The 18,186-nt window shown below is 32.3% G+C and carries 15 protein-coding genes and 2 tRNA genes; 8 read left to right on the forward strand and 9 right to left on the reverse strand.

What is annotated here, in order from left to right; genetic code table 11:
• Positions 1–22: 22 nt before the first annotated feature.
• Positions 23–1,066 carry a 23S rRNA (adenine(2503)-C(2))-methyltransferase RlmN gene (rlmN, locus tag C8C88_RS03720; protein WP_121336833.1) on the reverse strand — a complete coding sequence of 348 codons (1,044 nt, stop codon included), beginning with the start codon at positions 1,064–1,066 and terminating at the stop codon, positions 23–25.
• A 258-nt stretch (positions 1,067–1,324) separates the two neighbouring features.
• Here rlmN and C8C88_RS03725 point away from each other — a divergent pair, with 258 nt between their 5' ends.
• From C8C88_RS03725 to C8C88_RS03735, 3 genes are all read left to right on the forward strand, one after another.
• The gene (locus C8C88_RS03725) at positions 1,325–1,891 is read left to right on the forward strand and encodes a YceI family protein (protein ID WP_121336834.1); all 567 of its coding nucleotides are present in this window, start codon (positions 1,325–1,327) and stop codon (positions 1,889–1,891) included.
• A 12-nt stretch (positions 1,892–1,903) separates the two neighbouring features.
• A complete protein-coding gene (locus C8C88_RS03730) occupies positions 1,904–3,286 on the forward strand; it encodes a hypothetical protein (protein WP_121336835.1) in 1,383 nt (460 codons plus the stop codon).
• 190 nt (positions 3,287–3,476) lie between these two features.
• Complete coding sequence (locus tag C8C88_RS03735; protein WP_121336836.1) at positions 3,477–4,118, forward strand: O-methyltransferase; 642 nt, start codon at positions 3,477–3,479, stop codon at positions 4,116–4,118.
• Positions 4,119–4,131: 13 nt separating this feature from the next.
• Here the strand turns inward: C8C88_RS03735 and C8C88_RS03740 are convergent, their stop codons facing one another.
• The 5 genes from C8C88_RS03740 to C8C88_RS03760 all read right to left on the reverse strand — a co-directional run bounded on the left by C8C88_RS03740 (position 4,132) and on the right by C8C88_RS03760 (position 8,826).
• Positions 4,132–4,695, reverse strand: a complete 564-nt coding sequence (locus C8C88_RS03740; protein WP_121336837.1) for a phosphatase PAP2 family protein — start codon at positions 4,693–4,695, stop codon at positions 4,132–4,134.
• On the reverse strand, positions 4,695–5,105 hold the full coding sequence (locus C8C88_RS03745) for a twin-arginine translocase TatA/TatE family subunit (RefSeq protein WP_121338553.1): 411 nt from the start codon (positions 5,103–5,105) through the stop codon (positions 4,695–4,697). The genes C8C88_RS03740 and C8C88_RS03745 overlap by 1 nt, the downstream gene beginning before the upstream one ends.
• 105 nt (positions 5,106–5,210) lie before the next feature.
• The gene (locus C8C88_RS03750; RefSeq protein ID WP_121336838.1) at positions 5,211–7,454 is read right to left on the reverse strand and encodes a M1 family metallopeptidase; all 2,244 of its coding nucleotides are present in this window, start codon (positions 7,452–7,454) and stop codon (positions 5,211–5,213) included.
• 65 nt (positions 7,455–7,519) lie between these two features.
• Positions 7,520–8,023, reverse strand: coding sequence for a DUF6702 family protein (locus C8C88_RS03755; RefSeq protein WP_121336839.1), 504 nt, complete (start codon positions 8,021–8,023; stop codon positions 7,520–7,522).
• A gap of 80 nt (positions 8,024–8,103) precedes the next feature.
• Positions 8,104–8,826, reverse strand: coding sequence for a carboxypeptidase-like regulatory domain-containing protein (locus tag C8C88_RS03760; protein WP_121336840.1), 723 nt, complete (start codon positions 8,824–8,826; stop codon positions 8,104–8,106).
• Between the two features lie 147 nt (positions 8,827–8,973).
• On the opposite strand from C8C88_RS03760, the gene pepE reads away from it, so the two are divergent.
• Positions 8,974–9,681, forward strand: a complete 708-nt coding sequence (gene pepE, locus C8C88_RS03765) for a dipeptidase PepE (RefSeq protein WP_121336841.1) — start codon at positions 8,974–8,976, stop codon at positions 9,679–9,681.
• 53 nt (positions 9,682–9,734) lie between these two features.
• On the opposite strand, the gene C8C88_RS03770 is transcribed toward pepE, so the two are convergent.
• A tRNA-Gly gene (locus tag C8C88_RS03770) sits at positions 9,735–9,807 on the reverse strand.
• A 44-nt stretch (positions 9,808–9,851) separates the two neighbouring features.
• Positions 9,852–9,924: transfer RNA gene (locus tag C8C88_RS03775), tRNA-Gly, on the reverse strand.
• Between the two features lie 172 nt (positions 9,925–10,096).
• On the opposite strand from C8C88_RS03775, the gene C8C88_RS03780 reads away from it, so the two are divergent.
• Entirely contained in the window at positions 10,097–10,534 is a 438-nt protein-coding gene (locus C8C88_RS03780; RefSeq protein ID WP_121338554.1) for a GNAT family N-acetyltransferase, read from the forward strand.
• A 27-nt stretch (positions 10,535–10,561) separates the two neighbouring features.
• Here the strand turns inward: C8C88_RS03780 and C8C88_RS03785 are convergent, their stop codons facing one another.
• Positions 10,562–11,275, reverse strand: a complete 714-nt coding sequence (locus tag C8C88_RS03785) for a murein L,D-transpeptidase catalytic domain family protein (RefSeq protein ID WP_121336842.1) — start codon at positions 11,273–11,275, stop codon at positions 10,562–10,564.
• Between the two features lie 189 nt (positions 11,276–11,464).
• Between C8C88_RS03785 and C8C88_RS03790 the strand changes: the two genes are divergently transcribed.
• From C8C88_RS03790 to gpmI, 3 genes are all read left to right on the forward strand, one after another.
• A complete protein-coding gene (locus C8C88_RS03790) occupies positions 11,465–13,858 on the forward strand; it encodes a DUF5916 domain-containing protein (protein WP_121336843.1) in 2,394 nt (797 codons plus the stop codon).
• A gap of 163 nt (positions 13,859–14,021) precedes the next feature.
• Positions 14,022–16,445, forward strand: a complete 2,424-nt coding sequence (locus C8C88_RS03795; RefSeq protein ID WP_121336844.1) for a DUF5916 domain-containing protein — start codon at positions 14,022–14,024, stop codon at positions 16,443–16,445.
• Positions 16,446–16,580: 135 nt separating this feature from the next.
• The gene (gpmI, locus tag C8C88_RS03800; protein WP_121336845.1) at positions 16,581–18,098 is read left to right on the forward strand and encodes a 2,3-bisphosphoglycerate-independent phosphoglycerate mutase; all 1,518 of its coding nucleotides are present in this window, start codon (positions 16,581–16,583) and stop codon (positions 18,096–18,098) included.
• Positions 18,099–18,186: the final 88 nt, after the last annotated feature.

Here is an 18,186-nt window from a genome sequence, read left to right on the forward strand (position 1 = left end):
ATTTTCTGAGAAAAAAATTAATTTACGCTTCTTTATTCGCTAATTGTCCACAAGCTGCATCGATATCTTTACCACGGCTACGTCGTACTTTAACTACTATACCACTAGCTTCAAGCGCTTTTATGTAGGCATTTATAGATTCTTCAGAAGCTTGTTGAAACTCTCCATCATCAATAGGATTGTACTCTATAAGATTAACCTTGCAAGGAACGTATTTACAAAATTTTACAAAAGCATCAACAGAAGCTTTAGTGTCATTTATTCCTTTCCAAACTACATATTCATAGGAAACTTTACTTTTGGTTTTTCTGTACCAATATTCTAATGCTTCTCGTAATTCTGCTAATGGAAAATTTTGGCTAAAAGGCATTATTCGAGAACGAATTTCATCAATAGCGGAGTGTAACGAAACTGCTAATTTAAATTTTACATCATCATCAGCCAATTTCTTAATCATTTTAGGCACACCCGAAGTAGAAACCATGATTCGTTTTGGCGACATGCCTAAACCTTCCGGAGAAGTAATCATTTCAATTGCTTTCAGGACATTATTATAGTTCATAAGAGGTTCTCCCATTCCCATGAATACAATATTAGATAGTGGATGATTGTAATACAAACGGCTTTCTTTATCAATAGCTATAACTTGATCGTAAATTTCAGCCGGTTCCAGATTTCGCATTCGCTTTAATCTCGCTGTAGCGCAAAAATTACAATCTAAACTACAACCTACTTGGCTGGAAACACAAGCTGTAGTTCTTGTTGCTGTAGGTATCAAAACAGATTCAACTACCAGACCATCATGCAAACGAACCGCATTTTTTACTGTTCCATCTTCACTACGCTGCATTGTATCTACTTTGATATGATTAATCACAAAATGAGTTTCAAGCATTAACCTTGTAGGCTTAGCCAGATTAGTCATATCATCAAAGCTATGCGCACCCTTACTCCATAACCATTCGTAAACTTGATTGCCACGAAAAGCTTTGTCACCATTAGCTACAAAAAAATCACGTAATTGTTCTTTAGATAAGGCGCGGATGTCTTTTTTTTCGATTTGCATGCTGCAAATTTAATGCTTTTTGTTCTTTTTTTAATTGACGAAAAAAATATAATAATAAATTATTTGCCTTTTCAGAAAAAAAATTCCAGTTCTAAAACGATATAGTAAGGAATTATAAATTTAATAAAACTTTAACAATGACTTTTATCATGTTATTATTTGGAGGTATGCAATAATTTTGTTTCAAATTAATAAGGCATTTAATAGTAAACGCAATTAATTTAATCTCAAATCAATTAATAATAAATAAATAGAATAATGAAATCAACAAAAATTAAATCAATCTTTTTAACAATCGCATTCTTCGGAATGGCATTGTATGCTAATGCACAAAAAAGTTATGCATTGGATACAAAAGCAAATTTTTCAGTGTTTGGTACATCAACGCTTCACGATTGGGAAATGAAATCTGTTTCAGGAACTGGTGTAGCAAATTTAACAGTTACGGATTCTAAAGTAACAGATATTAATTCACTTACTGTATCTCTTTTGACAGAGAGCATTAAAAGCGGAAAAAATGCAATGGACAAAATTGCATATGAAACTTTGAAAAGTGGTAAAAACAAAACAATTAAATATGTTTTAAAATCAGCAGAAAAAGTAAATGAGACTACTTGGAATTTAACTGGTACTTATACTATTGCTGGAGCTAGCAAAGAATTGAAAACACAAATTAAAACAAGTGTAGTAAACGGAGTTGTTTCAATTCAAGGAGCTAACAAAATTACTTTTGATGAATTTGGAATGACAGCACCTACTGCTTTATTCGGAACAATCAAAACTGGAAAAGAACTAACAATAAAATTCAATATTAATTTCAAATAAAAACAACTAGCCATGAAAAAAATTTATTTCTTAGCAGTAGCACTAACATCTATGGCTGCCGCAAACGCCCAAGTATCGTTTGGCAATATGCAAAATCAAATTTCAAGAAGCAAAGATGGAATCAACGTTTTTGACGTACAAAAAGACGATAAGGAATTCAAAGGAATGAGCGTTGATTTAGGAGGCGCATTCAATATGGATTTCCAAGCAATCAATTCATTCAATGATCAACCTGCAACTTTTGTTGCTCCTTCAAAAATCACTGGATATCGATTAATGAATACTGAAAATAATTTTGTCCTTCCAGCTGCTGATATGACTATTGGAGCTCAATTATTTGATGGTGTAAGAGTAAACTTAGATATTTATTTAGCTTCTAGACACCACAATGACACTTATGCAAGAGGTGGATATTTACAAATTGACAAGTTAGACTTCATTAAAAAAGACTTCCTTGCTAATTTCATGAAATACGCTACAATTAAAATCGGACAAATGGAGAACAACTTTGGTGATGCTCACTTCAGAAGTTCTGACAACGGTAGTACACTTAGAAATGCATTTGTAGGAAACAACATCATGAATGCATTCAGTACAGAAATGGGTATTGAAGTATATTACAAAAGAAACGGATGGGTAAGCATGTTAGGTGCTACAAATGGAAATTTAAATCAAGGTACACAAGAAGTTGTTTACACTGCTGGTCCAAATACAAATACTGCAGTTAGCCCTTCAATCTTAGCTAAATTTGGTTATGACAAACAAATTGACAAAGACTTGAGAGTTAGACTTACAGGTTCTTACTATCATAATGCAAACTTGGGTAACTCAAACATATATTCTTCTTCTAGATCAGGATTTGGTTTTTGGGGTGTATTAAACAATAACGCTTATAAAAATAATGGTGTTGATGTTGCTGCTAGTTATAATTCAACTTCTACACCAGAAGCAACTTTCAACCCTAACTTCAAAAACTGGGCTACTTCAATCATGATTAACCCATTTGTAAAATACAAAGGTCTTGAGTTATTTGGAACTGTTGAATTAGCTTCAGGAGGAGATAAAGCAGGTGTTGATGCCAAACGTACTGCAGATCAATATTCTGGAGAGCTTATCTACAGATTTGGAAAAACAGAACAATTTTATATAGGAGGAAAATACAATACTGTATCTGGAAAATTGTCTAATGCAGATGCTAAAAAAGTTACTGTAGACAGACTTGAATCAAGTATTGGTTGGTTCATGACTAAAAACATTGTAGCAAAATTAGATTACGTTAATCAAAACTATAAAGATTACACACAATTTGTAGGAAACGTACCTACTGGAAATGCTAATAATTTTTATGGTGGTCAATTCAAAGGTCTAGTATTTGAAGCTGCAATTTCATTCTAATTCACTGAAATAACTACAAGTAGATTATATTTATTGGGTCTAGTATTTTTCAAAAGAAAAGTGCTAGACCCTTTTTTTATTCCTAATTTTCCAATTAAAACTCGAGAGCTATAAATCAAACAAAATCAAAGGGACAACTCGATTTTGATTCTGAATTTGGTAACTTTGTCCTCTATTTAAAATAAAAAAAATGCATTTCATCTCACAGGAATTAGAAGATTATATTGAACAACACTCTGAAAAAGAACCTGCACATTTAGCTGCTTTGAATAAAGAAACGTATCAGAAAATTCTATTGCCTAGGATGCTAAGTGGTCATTTTCAAGGCCGTGTTTTAAGTATGCTATCAAAACTGATTCGCCCTGTAAACATTCTTGAAATTGGAACTTATACTGGCTATTCGGCATTGTGTTTATGCGAAGGAATGCAGGAAAGTGGAGAACTTCACACCATTGATATAAAAGAAGAATTAGTTAATTTTCAAAGAAAACATTTCGACAAATCACCTTGGGGAAAACAAATTGTACAACATTTAGGAAATGCAATCGAAATTATCCCAACTTTAAACCTCAAATTTGATTTAGTTTTCATCGATGCAGATAAAGAAAACTACCTCAACTACTTTGAATTAATAGTTCCAAAAATGAATAAAGGAGGTATTATTTTATCTGATAATGTTTTGTGGAGCGGTAAAGTTCTAGAGCCTTTACAAAAAAATGATTTGAGCACAAAAGTACTTTTAGAATACAACCAAATTCTGAAAAATGATCCTAGAGTTGAAACCGTATTGCTTCCTATTAGAGATGGTTTAACAGTAAGTAGAGTCCTTTAAATTTTCCCTTTTTTTATTCAGGAAAATACTTTTGCTTTACTATTTTGTATACTTTATACATTAAAAAGCCTAAGATAAGTCCGGCTATATAGCCCGAAATTATATCTAAAGGATAGTGCAATCCTAAATAAATACGGCTGTAAGCAAAAATTAATGGCCATAAAAATAAAAGTCCTAAATAGTTGAAATAACGCTTTAGATTTAAATACAAGAAAGTAGCTACCGCCATTGTATTAGCAGCGTGTCCTGAGAAAAAACTATAGGAACTTCTGGATTGTACGATTCGAATAATCGATTTTATATCCGGATTATTGCAAGGACGCAATCTTTGAAATCCGTTTTTAAACAAATTAGTTGTTTGATCTGTAATAGTAACTAAAACAGCTACGAACAACAATAAATACAAAGTTTGTTTGGTTCCAATTTTTTTATAAATTAAATACAATAAAAGTAAAAAAAATGGAATCCAATTAACTTGTTTTGTAATAAACAGCCAAAAACCATCATAGGTTTCAGAACCTAAACCATTAAGATATACAAAGAGTTTAGTATCGAGGGACTGCAATTTCTCCAACATTAAATCTGACGTTTTATTGGACCTACAATTTCGTCAATTTCATCAATTCCCTCTTTTACTTTATCAACTGGAACAGTCGTGTCACTTACTAATGTGTCTTTTACAATATCAATTTCTGAAGAGAAAGTATTCGAAACAGAAGTCAATGTTGACGTATCGCCTAATAAGTTATCTTTTGCTTTGCTAATTTCTGATGTAATACTACCTGTTAAATCTGATAATGTTTTTTGGTCAAAACCATTATCCTCAACTCCTTTTTGGATTTCATTTTTAATATCATTCGTGGCATTTTTTAACTGCGCCATCGCTTTCCCCATAGTACGTGCTATTTCTGGAACTTTATCAGAACCAAAAAGCATTAAAACTATAAACATGATAAAAATTAATTCTCCTCCTCCTATGCCAAACATATTTTCTATTTTTTTCTTGATGACAAAGATATCAAATTTTGAATGTCTGAATTTTAATTTTTTCATAAAAAAAAAGACTCTTTATCAGAGTCTCTTTTTTTTAAATTAATCAAATTTAGATTTGACTTCTTCTTTTGGCCAAGCATTATTAGTTACATCAATATCAGCTGTCTCTAATTTTGGATCAATCTGTATTTTTTTGATTGCTTTTGTTGTTGCAAACACCTTCTTAGCAGTTTCATTATTTTTTCTCCAAATCTGAGCTGGATACTTGAAAACTTCTTTCGTTTCGTCTTCATAAGTAAGCTCAACAATAATAGGCATAAGCATTCCTCCTGGCTTATTGAAAGTCACTTCATAAAAATATTTAGGTGATTTCAATTTTGCTTTTTCTTCTTCAGAAAGATTTTGACTAACATAATCTGAAAGAGATTTAATCTCGTCAAGTTGCAAAGCTTTCTTTTGTGCAGAAGCTAATTCTGTGCTTTTCTCTGAAATTAAATATACGAAAGGTCCTTTTTCTTGACCGAAACGTCCTTTTCTTACTTTTACGTCTTTCAATTCTGCTGTTGGATTTTCAGAAACATAGTATTGTTTTACCTCATCAATTCCAATATCAACATAATCGGTTGAATAAAACCAACCTCTAAAAAACCAATCTAAATCTACTGCAGAAGCATCTTCCATTGTTCTAAAGAAATCCTCTGGAGTTGGATGTTTGAACTTCCATCTGTTTGCATATACTTTGAAGGCATGGTCAAACAATTCTCTTCCCATAATAGTTTCTCTAAGAATATTAAGTCCTGCAGCTGGTTTGCCATAAGAGTTATTACCAAATTGAATTATGTTTTCTGAGTTTGACATAATTGGTTCCAAAAATTTTTGATCACCGCTCATATAAGGTACAATATTTTTTGCTGGACCTCGACTTGAAGGATAATTAGGATCTAATTCTTGTTCCGCCATATATTCCATGAATGAATTTAGTCCTTCGTCCATCCATGTCCATTGACGTTCATCGGAGTTTACAATCATTGGGAAAAAATTATGCCCCACTTCATGAATAATTACACTCATCATTCCGTGCTTAATTCGGTCACTCGTAACTCCATTTTCATCTGGACGACCGTAATTCCAACAAATCATTGGGTATTCCATTCCTTGATCTTCAGCCGAAACAGAAACTGCTTTTGGATAAGGATAATCAAATGTATGACTTGAATAGCTTTTCAGAGTATGAGCAACTGTTCTCGTAGAAGTTTCTCCCCACAACGGATTACTTTCTTTTGGATATACTGAAGTAGCCATAACCACTTTATTACTTAATTGTACTGCCATTGCATCGTAAATAAACTTTCTTGATGTGGCAATTCCAAAATCTCTTACATTCTTAGCGCTATATTTCCATGTTTTTTTCTTGTCAGAAAATCCTTTTTCACTAGCCTCAGCTTCTTCCTGAGTAACAATAACAACAGGTTTGTCAAATGATTTTTGCGCAAGCTCATAGCGTTTTACTTGTTCTGGTGTAAACACTTCGCTTCTATTCATTAGTTCTCCCGTAGCCTCCATAACATGATCCGCAGGAACGGTTATATTCACATCATAATTACCAAATGGCAAAGCAAATTCTCCGCTTCCCCAAAACTGCATATTCTGCCATCCTTCAACATCGTTATAAACGGCCATTCTTGGAAAAAACTGAGCAATAACATACAATTTATTACCTCCTTTTTCGAATAATTCATAACCCGAACGTCCTCCGTCTTTTTGATAGTTATTGATATTATACCACCATTTTACAGAAAACGAATATTTCTCACCAGGTTTCAATGGCGCAGGCAGATTGATTCTCATCATGGTTTGATTAACAGTATACGATAGCGGATTTCCTTTAGCGTCTTTTACATATTCAATATTAAATCCACGGGATAATCCTTCTTGTAAGTACGTATTTGCAAATTTTTCTACTGTTACTACTTGAGAAATTTTTTCGCTTTCAGCCAAAGGAGATTGAGAGTTTTTGGCCGCTTGATTTTGCTCTAACTGAACCCATAAATATTCCAAACTATCTGGAGAATTATTATAGTACGTAACCGTTTCGGAACCACTTAATCTAGAATTTTTATCATCTAATTCCACATCCATTTTATAATCGGCTTGTTGCTGATAATAAGCTGGCCCTGGAGCTCCTGATGCCGTACGAAACATATTGGGCGTAGCCAATAAATCATACATTTGGCTAAATTTGTTGGTGTCGTACTTACCCGGTTGTTTGGGAGTAATTACTGCTGGTTTTTCTTGAGCAAATAAAATTGCAGGTAGAATTAACAATAAAGAAAAGTTTTTCATAAAAAGGAATACTATTATTTTCAGTGCGTGAAAATAATGATTTTTAACAAATTCTTCTATTTATATCAATATTTTAACACTTCGCTTTTATTAGAACTCGTAAAAAGAACGCTTCTTTTCTCTGAAAAGACAATAAAATGCATGATGTTTTGCTGCTCAGAGTTCCATTCTGACAAAATTGAATTGTATGTTTCAATAGATTTTATTTTGGGGACTTCTTTTATACTACAATAGCAAATAAGAACATCTCCTTCAAGTTCTTTGCTTAAGAAATTAAGTGGCTTAGCCTGCCCATTAATTTTAAAAATAAGATTTTCAGCAAAATATTTTTTAAGCAATACTATGTCTTCCGAGGATTCTTTCTCTGTGCCTAAATAGTTTTTTTTGTTGTATTTTTTTTCGATGGCCTTACTTAGGTCATCAACAAAAATCCGAGAAGTAATTTGGAGCATTTTCTTTTCCGGAGCATAATTCACCTGATAAACTGCCACATAAAATTTATGCACTTCAAAAGCTGAAACGGTTAAAAACAGGAATCCAAGAATTGTGTAAAAAATTGTTTTTCTCATTTTTCAAAAGTAGTAAATCTTTTAAAGTCCCTCTTTTTTAAAGCTAATTTTCTATGTTATTTACGCAAAAGAAGGCAATCTTATTTTTCACATGCAATAGTATCGTTGTATTGTATCGCTAATTCACCAAGCAAAAACTCAACGGTAGTTCTATTTTTTAGGCTTAAAATTTTAGTAAACTTATCGTTTTCAACTGCATAATACTCAAATCCTTTTACGTACTCCGAAGGAATATTAAGTGTATTCGTAAAATGACTTTTATCAAACATTTGTTCTAATAAAGCTAAGTATGATTCTTTCTTTTCAACCGCTAATTCTTTTTTTAACATGGCAGTACGCCCCGAAAATAAATTAAGCAAACCATCAATCCCGCCACCAGAAGTCGCAGTACGTAATTTTCGCTCTGCTTGGGTATAAGATTTCTGTCCTTTGGGAATAATTCCAAGCGACACAGCATTTATATTATCATATCTACGGATAACAACTTCTTTCAATTGATTCATAATCGGCTCCATTTTTACAATGAGCCTTTCTTTTTGAAAATGTTCTGGAGTCAAAACTATCGTAACACTTTTAAATTGAACAGATGAAAACAATAAAGTATCACCTACAGCAGCCTGAATGGAATAATAGCCATCGGCATCCGTAATAGCGGCTTTTTCAGTTTTTAAATTGATTATGTATATCCCTTCCAGATCGAGCATGTTAGCATTTACTTTTCCTTCTAATTGAGTTGGAACCGATTGTTGTGCTAAAACATTAGCTGCAACTAAACAAAATAAAAAGGAAATAGTTCTACTCATCTGTAAGGCGAATCAATTTTAAGATCTTAAATACGGTGTAAAAGTATCTTAGTATACTCCAAATTAATTACTAACGACTTGGTAAAAATATGTTAATTAAAAACAACTATTTAATACCTTTGAATCATAATTTTTTATCAAAACCAAATGAAAAATATAATTATTGCCAGTACCTCTACACTCCATAACGAAGGGTATTTAGACTACTTATTAGAAACCTTACAAATTCATTTTAAGGATTGCAAAACAATACTTTTCATTCCATATGCAAGACCAAGCGGCATTTCGCATGAAGAATATACTGCTACTGTTGCTTTGGCTTTCGCCAAAATAAATATAGGCGTAAAAGGAATTCATGAATTTGAAAATCCTGCGGAAGCTATTCAAAATGCAGAAGGAATTTTTACAGGTGGAGGAAACACTTTTGTACTTGTTTCACAGTTGTACAAGAACAAAATCATGGATGTTCTTGCAGAAACTGTAAAAAAAGGAACCCCTTATTTAGGAACTAGCGCTGGAAGCAACATTTGCGGAATGACAATTCAAACTACAAATGATATGCCGATAGTTTACCCACCAAGTTTTCAGGCTCTAGGATTAATCCCTTTCAATTTGAATGCACATTATTTAGATGCTAATTTGCAATCCAAACACATGGGTGAAACTCGTGAGACTCGAATAAAAGAATTTCATGCTTACAATTCTCTTCCTGTTTTAGGATTACGAGAAGGAAGCTGGTTAAATGCAAAAGGAGAAAAAATTACTTTAGAAGGAAACTTATCCGCTCGTCTTTTTAGACAGAATCAACTTCCTGAAGAATTAGAAAGCGGTTCTGATTTAAGTTTTATAAAATAAGCATCGCTGATTTAAAATAAAAAAGCCGAAACAATTAAGTTTCGGCTTTTAAGAGCGAAAGACGAGGCTCGAACTCGCGACAACCAGCTTGGAAGGCTGGAGCTCTACCAACTGAGCTACTTTCGCATTATAACAGTAAAATAAAAAACCTCAAATTAATGAGGACTTAGAGCGAAAGACGAGGCTCGAACTCGCGACAACCAGCTTGGAAGGCTGGAGCTCTACCAACTGAGCTACTTTCGCATTAACAACGGTGCAAATATAAATAATAAGTTTGCTTCAATGCAAGTTTTTTTAAAAAAATTAATAGCCATAGCCTTCTGCAACTTTATTTAACATGACCTCTGCAATAGATAAAGAATTTAATATGAAAATATTATACCTTTATTTAGTCGAAAAAAATATTTTAAAATCAATGCAAAATATCTCAAAAATATCTTCTCAAGAAACTTTTACAGTAAGGCATCCTGTTTTAAGAATGGGAAAACCAATAGAAAGCTGTTCTTTTGAAGGCGATGATTTAGAAACCACAACTCATTTTGGATTGTTTCTCAAGGAATCAATTATTGGTGTAGTGTCATTATTCGAAGCCACAAATAAATTATTTCCACAAAAAAAACAATTTCAAATTCGGGGAATGGCAGTTTTAAAAGAACATACCAAACAAGGTTTTGGCAAAGCTCTTCTTCTGCATTGTGAAAAATATTCTATCAATCAGGACGCAAATTTAATTTGGTTCAATGCTCGAACAGAAGCGACTGGTTTTTATGAAAAAATGGGATATCAAAAAACAGGAACTCCATTTGACATAAAAGATGTTGGCGAACATTATCTAATGTTTAAACTAGTATAACTTTCTAGATTTCTTACTAATTAAACCTTAAGAAACAAACTTAGATATTGCGGAAGGATGATAAATAAACAAACAAGATTTGTCTTTAATTACGTTTATAATCTCTTTTGATAATTCTTCTGGAAGCGCAGGACACCCTTGGCTTCTGCCTAATCTTTTATTATTTTTGATAAAAGAATTTGACACATAATTTGCACCGTGTACCACAACTCCTCTACTTCTAGCATTATCATTTATTCCTTTTTCAAGACCATCCAATCGCAATGACATTCCATGTTTACCCGAATATATTTCGCCTGTAGCATAAAATCCTAAACTACTTTTGAAAGACTGAGCTGAATTAGAAAAACTTTTAGCAAATTCCTCACCCGTGTTTCTGCCATGAGCAACAAGTGATTGAAATAAAATTGTATTTGTAGCTAAATCAATAACCCAAAGTCTCTTTGAGTTTGACGACAAGCTAAAATCAACAAGCGTTAAAATATTTTTCTTAATTAACCCTTTTTCTTTCAAAGAATAATATCCTTTTAAGGCTTTAGCAAAACTTTCTAATTTAGGCAAAGCATATTTGTCAGAATGCAAATGATTATAAACCATTTCTACATTAGCATCGTCTAAATTTGGATTAATAGTTTTTTCTATTGCTATTGCATTCTTGTTTTCAGATTTTGAAATAAAAGAATGAATTGAAAAAAACGAAAAAACAAAAAGTAAAGAGGCGGGAAATATCTTATAAATCATTGATTACGTTTAGGTTATGAGTTAGACTTGGGATTGCAAAGATACATAAAAACACATTTTTTTTAAAAAATAAAGCTCAAAAAGTCCCTTTTAGAAATAATTTAACATTTGAAACACTATCAAATAATTTATAAATTAATCACTTTTCATGTTAATTTTGTTATTTTTGCTTACCAACATACCCAATTTATGCAGAAATTCCAAGTTTTAGTTTTAGTTTATTTAATTTTTGTTAGCCTTAATTTCTATGGCCAAAAAAAAATTATTAGGGCGAAATCTACTACAGAAAGCATAATCATTGATGGCGAAATCAACGAAAAAATCTGGAAATCAGCCGTTGATGCTACTGATTTTATCATGTTTGAACCCGACAATGGGAAACCAATAAGCAATGATAAAAAAACGGACGTCAAAATTCTTTATGATAATAATGCCATATATATTGCCGCATTATTATATGATAATGAGCCAAATAAAATTCAAAAGGAAATAACTAACCGAGACGTTTTTGGTGTGTCAGATCATTTTGGAGTTTACATCAATGGGTTTAATGATGGCCAACAAGATTTCAGGTTTTTTGTAAGCGCTGCTGGAGTTCAAATGGATTGTTTGGCAACAGAAGATTATGAAGATTATACTTGGGATGCGATTTGGGACAGCAAAGTATCTCTAACCGATTTTGGTTGGGTAGTTGAAATGAAAATCCCTTATGCTGCATTACGTTTTTCTAAATCTGATAATCCAACTTGGGGAATCAATTTTATCCGTGAAATAAAACGAGATGTTCAAAAATATACTTGGAACAGAATTGATACTAAAATTGGAGCTGTAATTCCACAAGCCGGTATTCTTGAAGGGATTGAAAATATAAATACTCCTACTCGTCTTTTCTTAATTCCATATTCTTCTGTGTATTATCAAAAAAGCGATATTGGATCCGACACTACCCTAAAAGCAGGTTTAGATATTAAATATGGAATAAACGATTCCTTTACACTTGATGCCATTTTAGTTCCTGATTTTGGGCAAACTAAATTTGACAATGCCATTTTAAACCTAGAACCTTTTGAACAACAGTTAGAAGAAAATAGGCCTTTTTTCACGGAAGGAACTGATTTATTTACAAAAGGAAATCTATTTTATTCCAGAAGAATTGGTGGTGCTCCAAGCACGGAACCAGCCGTAAATTCAAATGAAGAAATAACAAATTATCCAAGCTCCGTTGATTTACTCAACGCTATAAAAGTATCTGGTCGAACAGAAAAAGGATTAGGAATTGGTTTTCTGAATGCCGTTACCGAAAAAACGTACGCAACAATTCTAGATACTGACACCAATAAAACGCGTAAACAAGTCATTGAACCACTAACAAATTACAATGTTTTGGTTTTTGATCAACGTTTCAATCAAAATTCATCTGTTTCTTTTGTAAATACGAATACAACTCGAAATGGTAACTTCAGAGATGCAAATGTCTCCGCTTTATTGTTCGATTTAAACACAAAAAAGAACACCTACAATTTATATGGCGATTTTAAATACAGTAGTATAAACACTCTTGAAGATTACAACGGATTCAAGACCTCTTTAAATTTTGATAAAACAAGTGGTCGATACCGATATAGTCTTAGCGGAAAATACATCTCCAAAAAATACGATATTAACGATCTAGGAATTAATTTTTATACCAATTACCACAATGCTTATGCAAGTGCTAGTTATAGAATTCTAAATCCTACAAAAGTCTTCAATACCTTCAAAATAAACCAATATGTTAATTTAGAAATTGAAAACACATCTGGAAAACTGCAAGAAGGCGCCATAGGAACTGAGATTAAATCCACAACGCTTGGAAATCAATATCTAGAATTTGCGTTCCAAATTACGCCTTTCAAAACTTATGATTTTTATGAACCAAGAGCAGATGGAAGATATGTTTTTATTCCTGAAGAAATATTCACTGCTATCAATTTTACCACAAATGACAACCATGCTTTTTCAGTAATTTTGCAACCTTCTTTTACAACATACAATGAGGATGGTAGATACAATTTTGGTTTTTATTTTGGTCCAAAATATAGATTCAACGATAAATTTTCATTAGGTTACACCCTAGATTATACGAACAAAAAAAATGACCGCGGTTGGGTGGACACTACCGACTCAGAAATAATTTTTGCGGAACGCAATCGAGAAATCGTTCAAAATGATTTTACCGGGAAATATGCCCTAAATAACAAAATGACAGTAAACTTAACCGCTCGATATTATTGGTCTTATTCTAAAAATCATGAATTTTTCAGCTTACAAAATGATGGCTATTTATCTCCAAATAATGCCTACACTTTAAACAAAAACAGAAATTTCAACTCTTGGAATTTTGATTTATCCTATTCATGGTGGTTTGCCCCTGGCAGTGAAATCTCTTTTCTTTACCGTAATTATTCCCTTGAAAGAACAAATGTAGTCGATAAAAACCTAACTAATAATATCAAAAGTGTATTCAATAGTAACTTAACGAATATTTTCTCTATTAGTGTTCGTTATTTTATAGACTACAATTCTCTAAAAAAGAAATACTAAAAAACCCCCTGATTTTGAAATAAAATCCAAAACCAATCGTTTTTAATTCGTTACTTTTTAATTAGAAAATAATTTTAACTAAACGTTTTGTAACAAAATCGTAAAAGTTAAGTCTATTATATTCTAACCGATCATCAATCAAATTCAATCAATCAAAAATCGTATGAGGAAAATATTTTTTATAGGAATCCTTTTATTTTCGTTTTTTGGCTACAGCCAAAAAAAAGTACTACAAACCAAATTTATCACTGAAGGCAACATAATCATCGACGGAAAAATAGATGAAAAAATATGGGAAACTGTTCCCGAAGCTACAAATTTCATCATGTTTGATCCTGATAATGGAAAACCAATCCCAGAGGAAAAGAAAACAGATGTAAAAGTTTTATATGACAACGATGCCATCTATATTGCTGCTTTCCTATACGACAATGAACCCAATAAAATTTTAAAAGAAATCACAAAACGAGATGAATTTGGAACTTCGGATGTTTTTGGAGTATTTATAAATGGTTTTAATGACGGCCAACAAGATTTTGATTTTTTTGTAAATGCTGCTGATGGCCAATCTGACTGTATATCAACAAATACAAATGGAGAAGACTATTCTTGGGATGCAGTTTGGAAAAGCAAAGCTGTAATAACAGACAAAGGTTGGACTGTAGAAATGAGAATTCCTTATGCTGCATTACGTTTTTCTGGAGAAAAAAAGCAAACTTGGGGACTAAATTTTTTCAGAGAAATTAAACGAGACCGACAAGTATATACATGGAATAGACTGGATACAAAAATTGGAACTTTCACGCAACAATCTGGAAATCTTGAAGGAATTGAAAATATAAAAACACCTACTCGATTGTTTCTTTTGCCTTATTCGTCATTTTATTTAAATGCTAATTCAAAACAAAAATCATACGGAACCCTCAAAGGTGGTTTAGATGTTAAGTACGGAATTAATGACGCTTTTACGCTTGATGCAATATTAATTCCTGATTTTGGGCAGACAAAATACGATGAAAAAATATTGAATTTAGGTCCATTCGAACAACAATTTAATGAAAACAGACCTTTTTTTACCGAAGGAACTGATCTGTTCAGCAAAGGAAATCTTCTTTATTCTAGAAGAATTGGTGGAAGTCCGTCAAAATTTCCAACCCTTGCAACTAATGAAGAAATAAGTAGCAGCCCAGCAAATGTAAATCTTATCAATGCCTTGAAAGTTTCTGGCAGAACCAAAGATGGATTAGGAATTGGAATTTTAAATGCCGTTACTGAAAAAACTGCCGCGACCATATTAAATACGGATACCCAAGAAACTAGAAGAGAAATCATTGAGCCTTTATCTAATTATAATGTTTTAGTATTGGATCAACGCTTCCGCAAAAATTCATCGGTTTCTTTTGTAAATACAAATGTTACTCGTAACGGAGATTTTAGAGATGCGAATGTTTCTGCATTAGTCTGGGATTTGAACACAAAGAAAAATACCTATAATTTAGCTGGAGATTTTAAATACAGCTACGTAAATGAGCTCGAAGACAAAAAAGGAATTGCTACAACATTAAACTTTTCTGAAACATCAGGAAAATATAGATACAGCTTTGGCGGTGACTTGTTTACTAAAAACTATGACAATAATGACTTAGGAATCAATTTTGAAACCAACTATTACAGCATTTATGGCAATGCTAATTATAGAATTCTGAATCCTACAAAATACTTTAATAGCTTTAGATTGAATTACAATAATTTTGTTCAATTCAATAAAGAAACAGGCAAAATTCAAGGGAACAATTTCAATGTTAATGTCAATTTAAATACTAAAAAAAATCTTTTTTTTGGAATAGGAATCAACTTAGATCCATTTGAAAAATACGATTATTATGAACCTAGAACAGAAGGCAAATATGTAATTTCACCTAAACGATTTGGCAGTTGGCTTTACTTTTCTTCAAATTACAATAATAAATTTGCCATAGATATTAATCCTTCTTTTGCAGTTCTAAGCGAATCTGGAAGAAATTCATATGGTTTCTTATTATCCCCAAGATATCGATTTAACGACAAGTTTTCGCTGAACTACTCTTTCAATTTTTTTAGACAAAATAACAATAAAGGATTTGTTGATAGCATTGACGCGGACTCAAATCCAGCAACCGAAAACACTATTGTTTTTGCAAATCGAAATGTAATAACCTATTCCAATACGCTTTCGGGGAAATATTCTATAAACAGCAAAATGAATTTTGATCTTTCGGCACGCCAATATTGGTCTTATGCTGAAAATAAAAACTTTCTGTCATTAGAACAAAACGGCAGACTGACAAATAATTCAAGTTATTCAGAGAACAAAAATTCAAGTTTTTACTCTTGGAATTTTGACTTATCCTATTCTTGGTGGTTTGCACCTGGAAGTCAAGTTTCCATACTATACCGAAACAATGCAGCAAATTTTGAAAACATAATCAATAAAAAATTTGACAAAAACCTGACTAATTTGCTCAATAATGAAAGTTTAAGCCATGTTTTATCCGTAAGTGTTCGCTATTTTATAGATTACAATTCCATGAAAAATAATTTTTTATAAGCATTAATTGTAAAAAAATCGCTTAATATAACAGAATTATTATTGAATGGTTCTGTTCACTTAAAAATGTATAATAGTGATTTATAGACCCCTACTTTTTTTCTAAAATTCTTTATATTTGCGTAAAAAATTATCATGAATAAAAAAGTAATTCTTATGATTCTAGACGGTTGGGGGAAATCTCCAGACCCGAAAGTTTCTGCAATAGATAACGCAAACGTTCCGTTTATAAATAGCCTTTATAAAAATTACCCAAGTGCTCAACTTAGAACAGATGGTTTAAACGTAGGTTTACCTGAAGGACAAATGGGTAACAGCGAAGTAGGTCACATGAACTTAGGAGCTGGTCGTATTGTGTATCAAGATTTAGCCAAAATAAATTTGGCTGTAGCCAATAATACTTTGATAAAAGAACAAGTACTAATTGATGCCTTTACATATGCTAAAGAAAACAATAAAAAAGTTCACTTTTTAGGTCTTGTTTCTGACGGAGGCGTTCACTCGCACACTTCACACTTACGAGGATTAATAGATGCTACTCAGCAATATGGATTAAAAGAAGTGTTTGTTCACGCCTTCACCGATGGTCGTGACGTAGATCCAAAATCTGGAAAAAAATACATTCAAGATTTAGAAAATTATATCGCTAATACTACTGTAAAACTGGCTTCAGTTATTGGTCGTTATTATGCAATGGACCGAGATAAACGTTGGGAAAGAGTAAAATTAGCGTATGACTTAGTTGTAAACGGAACAGGAACTCATTCTAAAAATGCTGTAGCTTCTATTGAAGAAAGTTACAAAAATGATGTTACAGATGAGTTTATTCACCCAACAGTTATGGTTGATGAAAACGACAAACCTCTTGCAACTATTCAAGAAGACGATGTTGTAATTTTCTTTAATTTCAGAACTGATAGAGGACGTGAATTGACTGAAGCGCTTTCGCAACAAGATTTTCATGAGCAAAACATGCACAAAATTAATTTGTATTATGTAACGCTTACTAATTATGACGAAACGTACCAAAATGTAAAAGTAGTCTACAATAAAGACAACATTACAGAAACTCTTGGTGAAGTATTAGAAAAAGCACATAAAAAACAAATTCGTATTGCTGAAACTGAAAAGTATCCACACGTAACTTTTTTCTTTTCAGGTGGTAGAGAAACACCATTTGAAGGAGAATCTAGAATTTTGAGAAACTCGCCAAAAGTAGCCACTTACGACTTACAACCAGAAATGAGTGCTTTTGAATTAAAAGACGCTTTGGTTCCTGAATTAAACAAAGGAGAAGTAGATTTTGTATGCCTTAATTTTGCTAACGGCGATATGGTAGGACATACCGGAATTATGAGTGCAGCCATAAAAGCATGTGAAGCAGTTGATGCTTGTGTAAAAGAAGTTATTGAAGCTGCTTTAGCAAATGATTATACTACGATTGTAATTGCTGACCATGGAAATTGCGAAACAATGATTAATCCTGACGGAAGCCCAAATACAGCTCACACAACAAATCCTGTGCCTATTATATTAGTAGACAAAGATTTAAAAACAATTCACGATGGTGTTTTAGGTGATATTGCACCTACTATTCTAGAATTGATGGGAATTGAAAAACCAGAAGCAATGAGTTGTCATTCTTTATTATAAGATTACAATTCAGCTGAATTTAAACTAAAAAAAGCTGTTCCAGTTGGGACAGCTTTTTTATTATCCGCTATTTAGCATCAAAAGTTGT

Source organism: Flavobacterium sp. 123 (genome assembly GCF_003634825.1).
Classification (GTDB): Bacteria; Bacteroidota; Bacteroidia; order Flavobacteriales; family Flavobacteriaceae; genus Flavobacterium.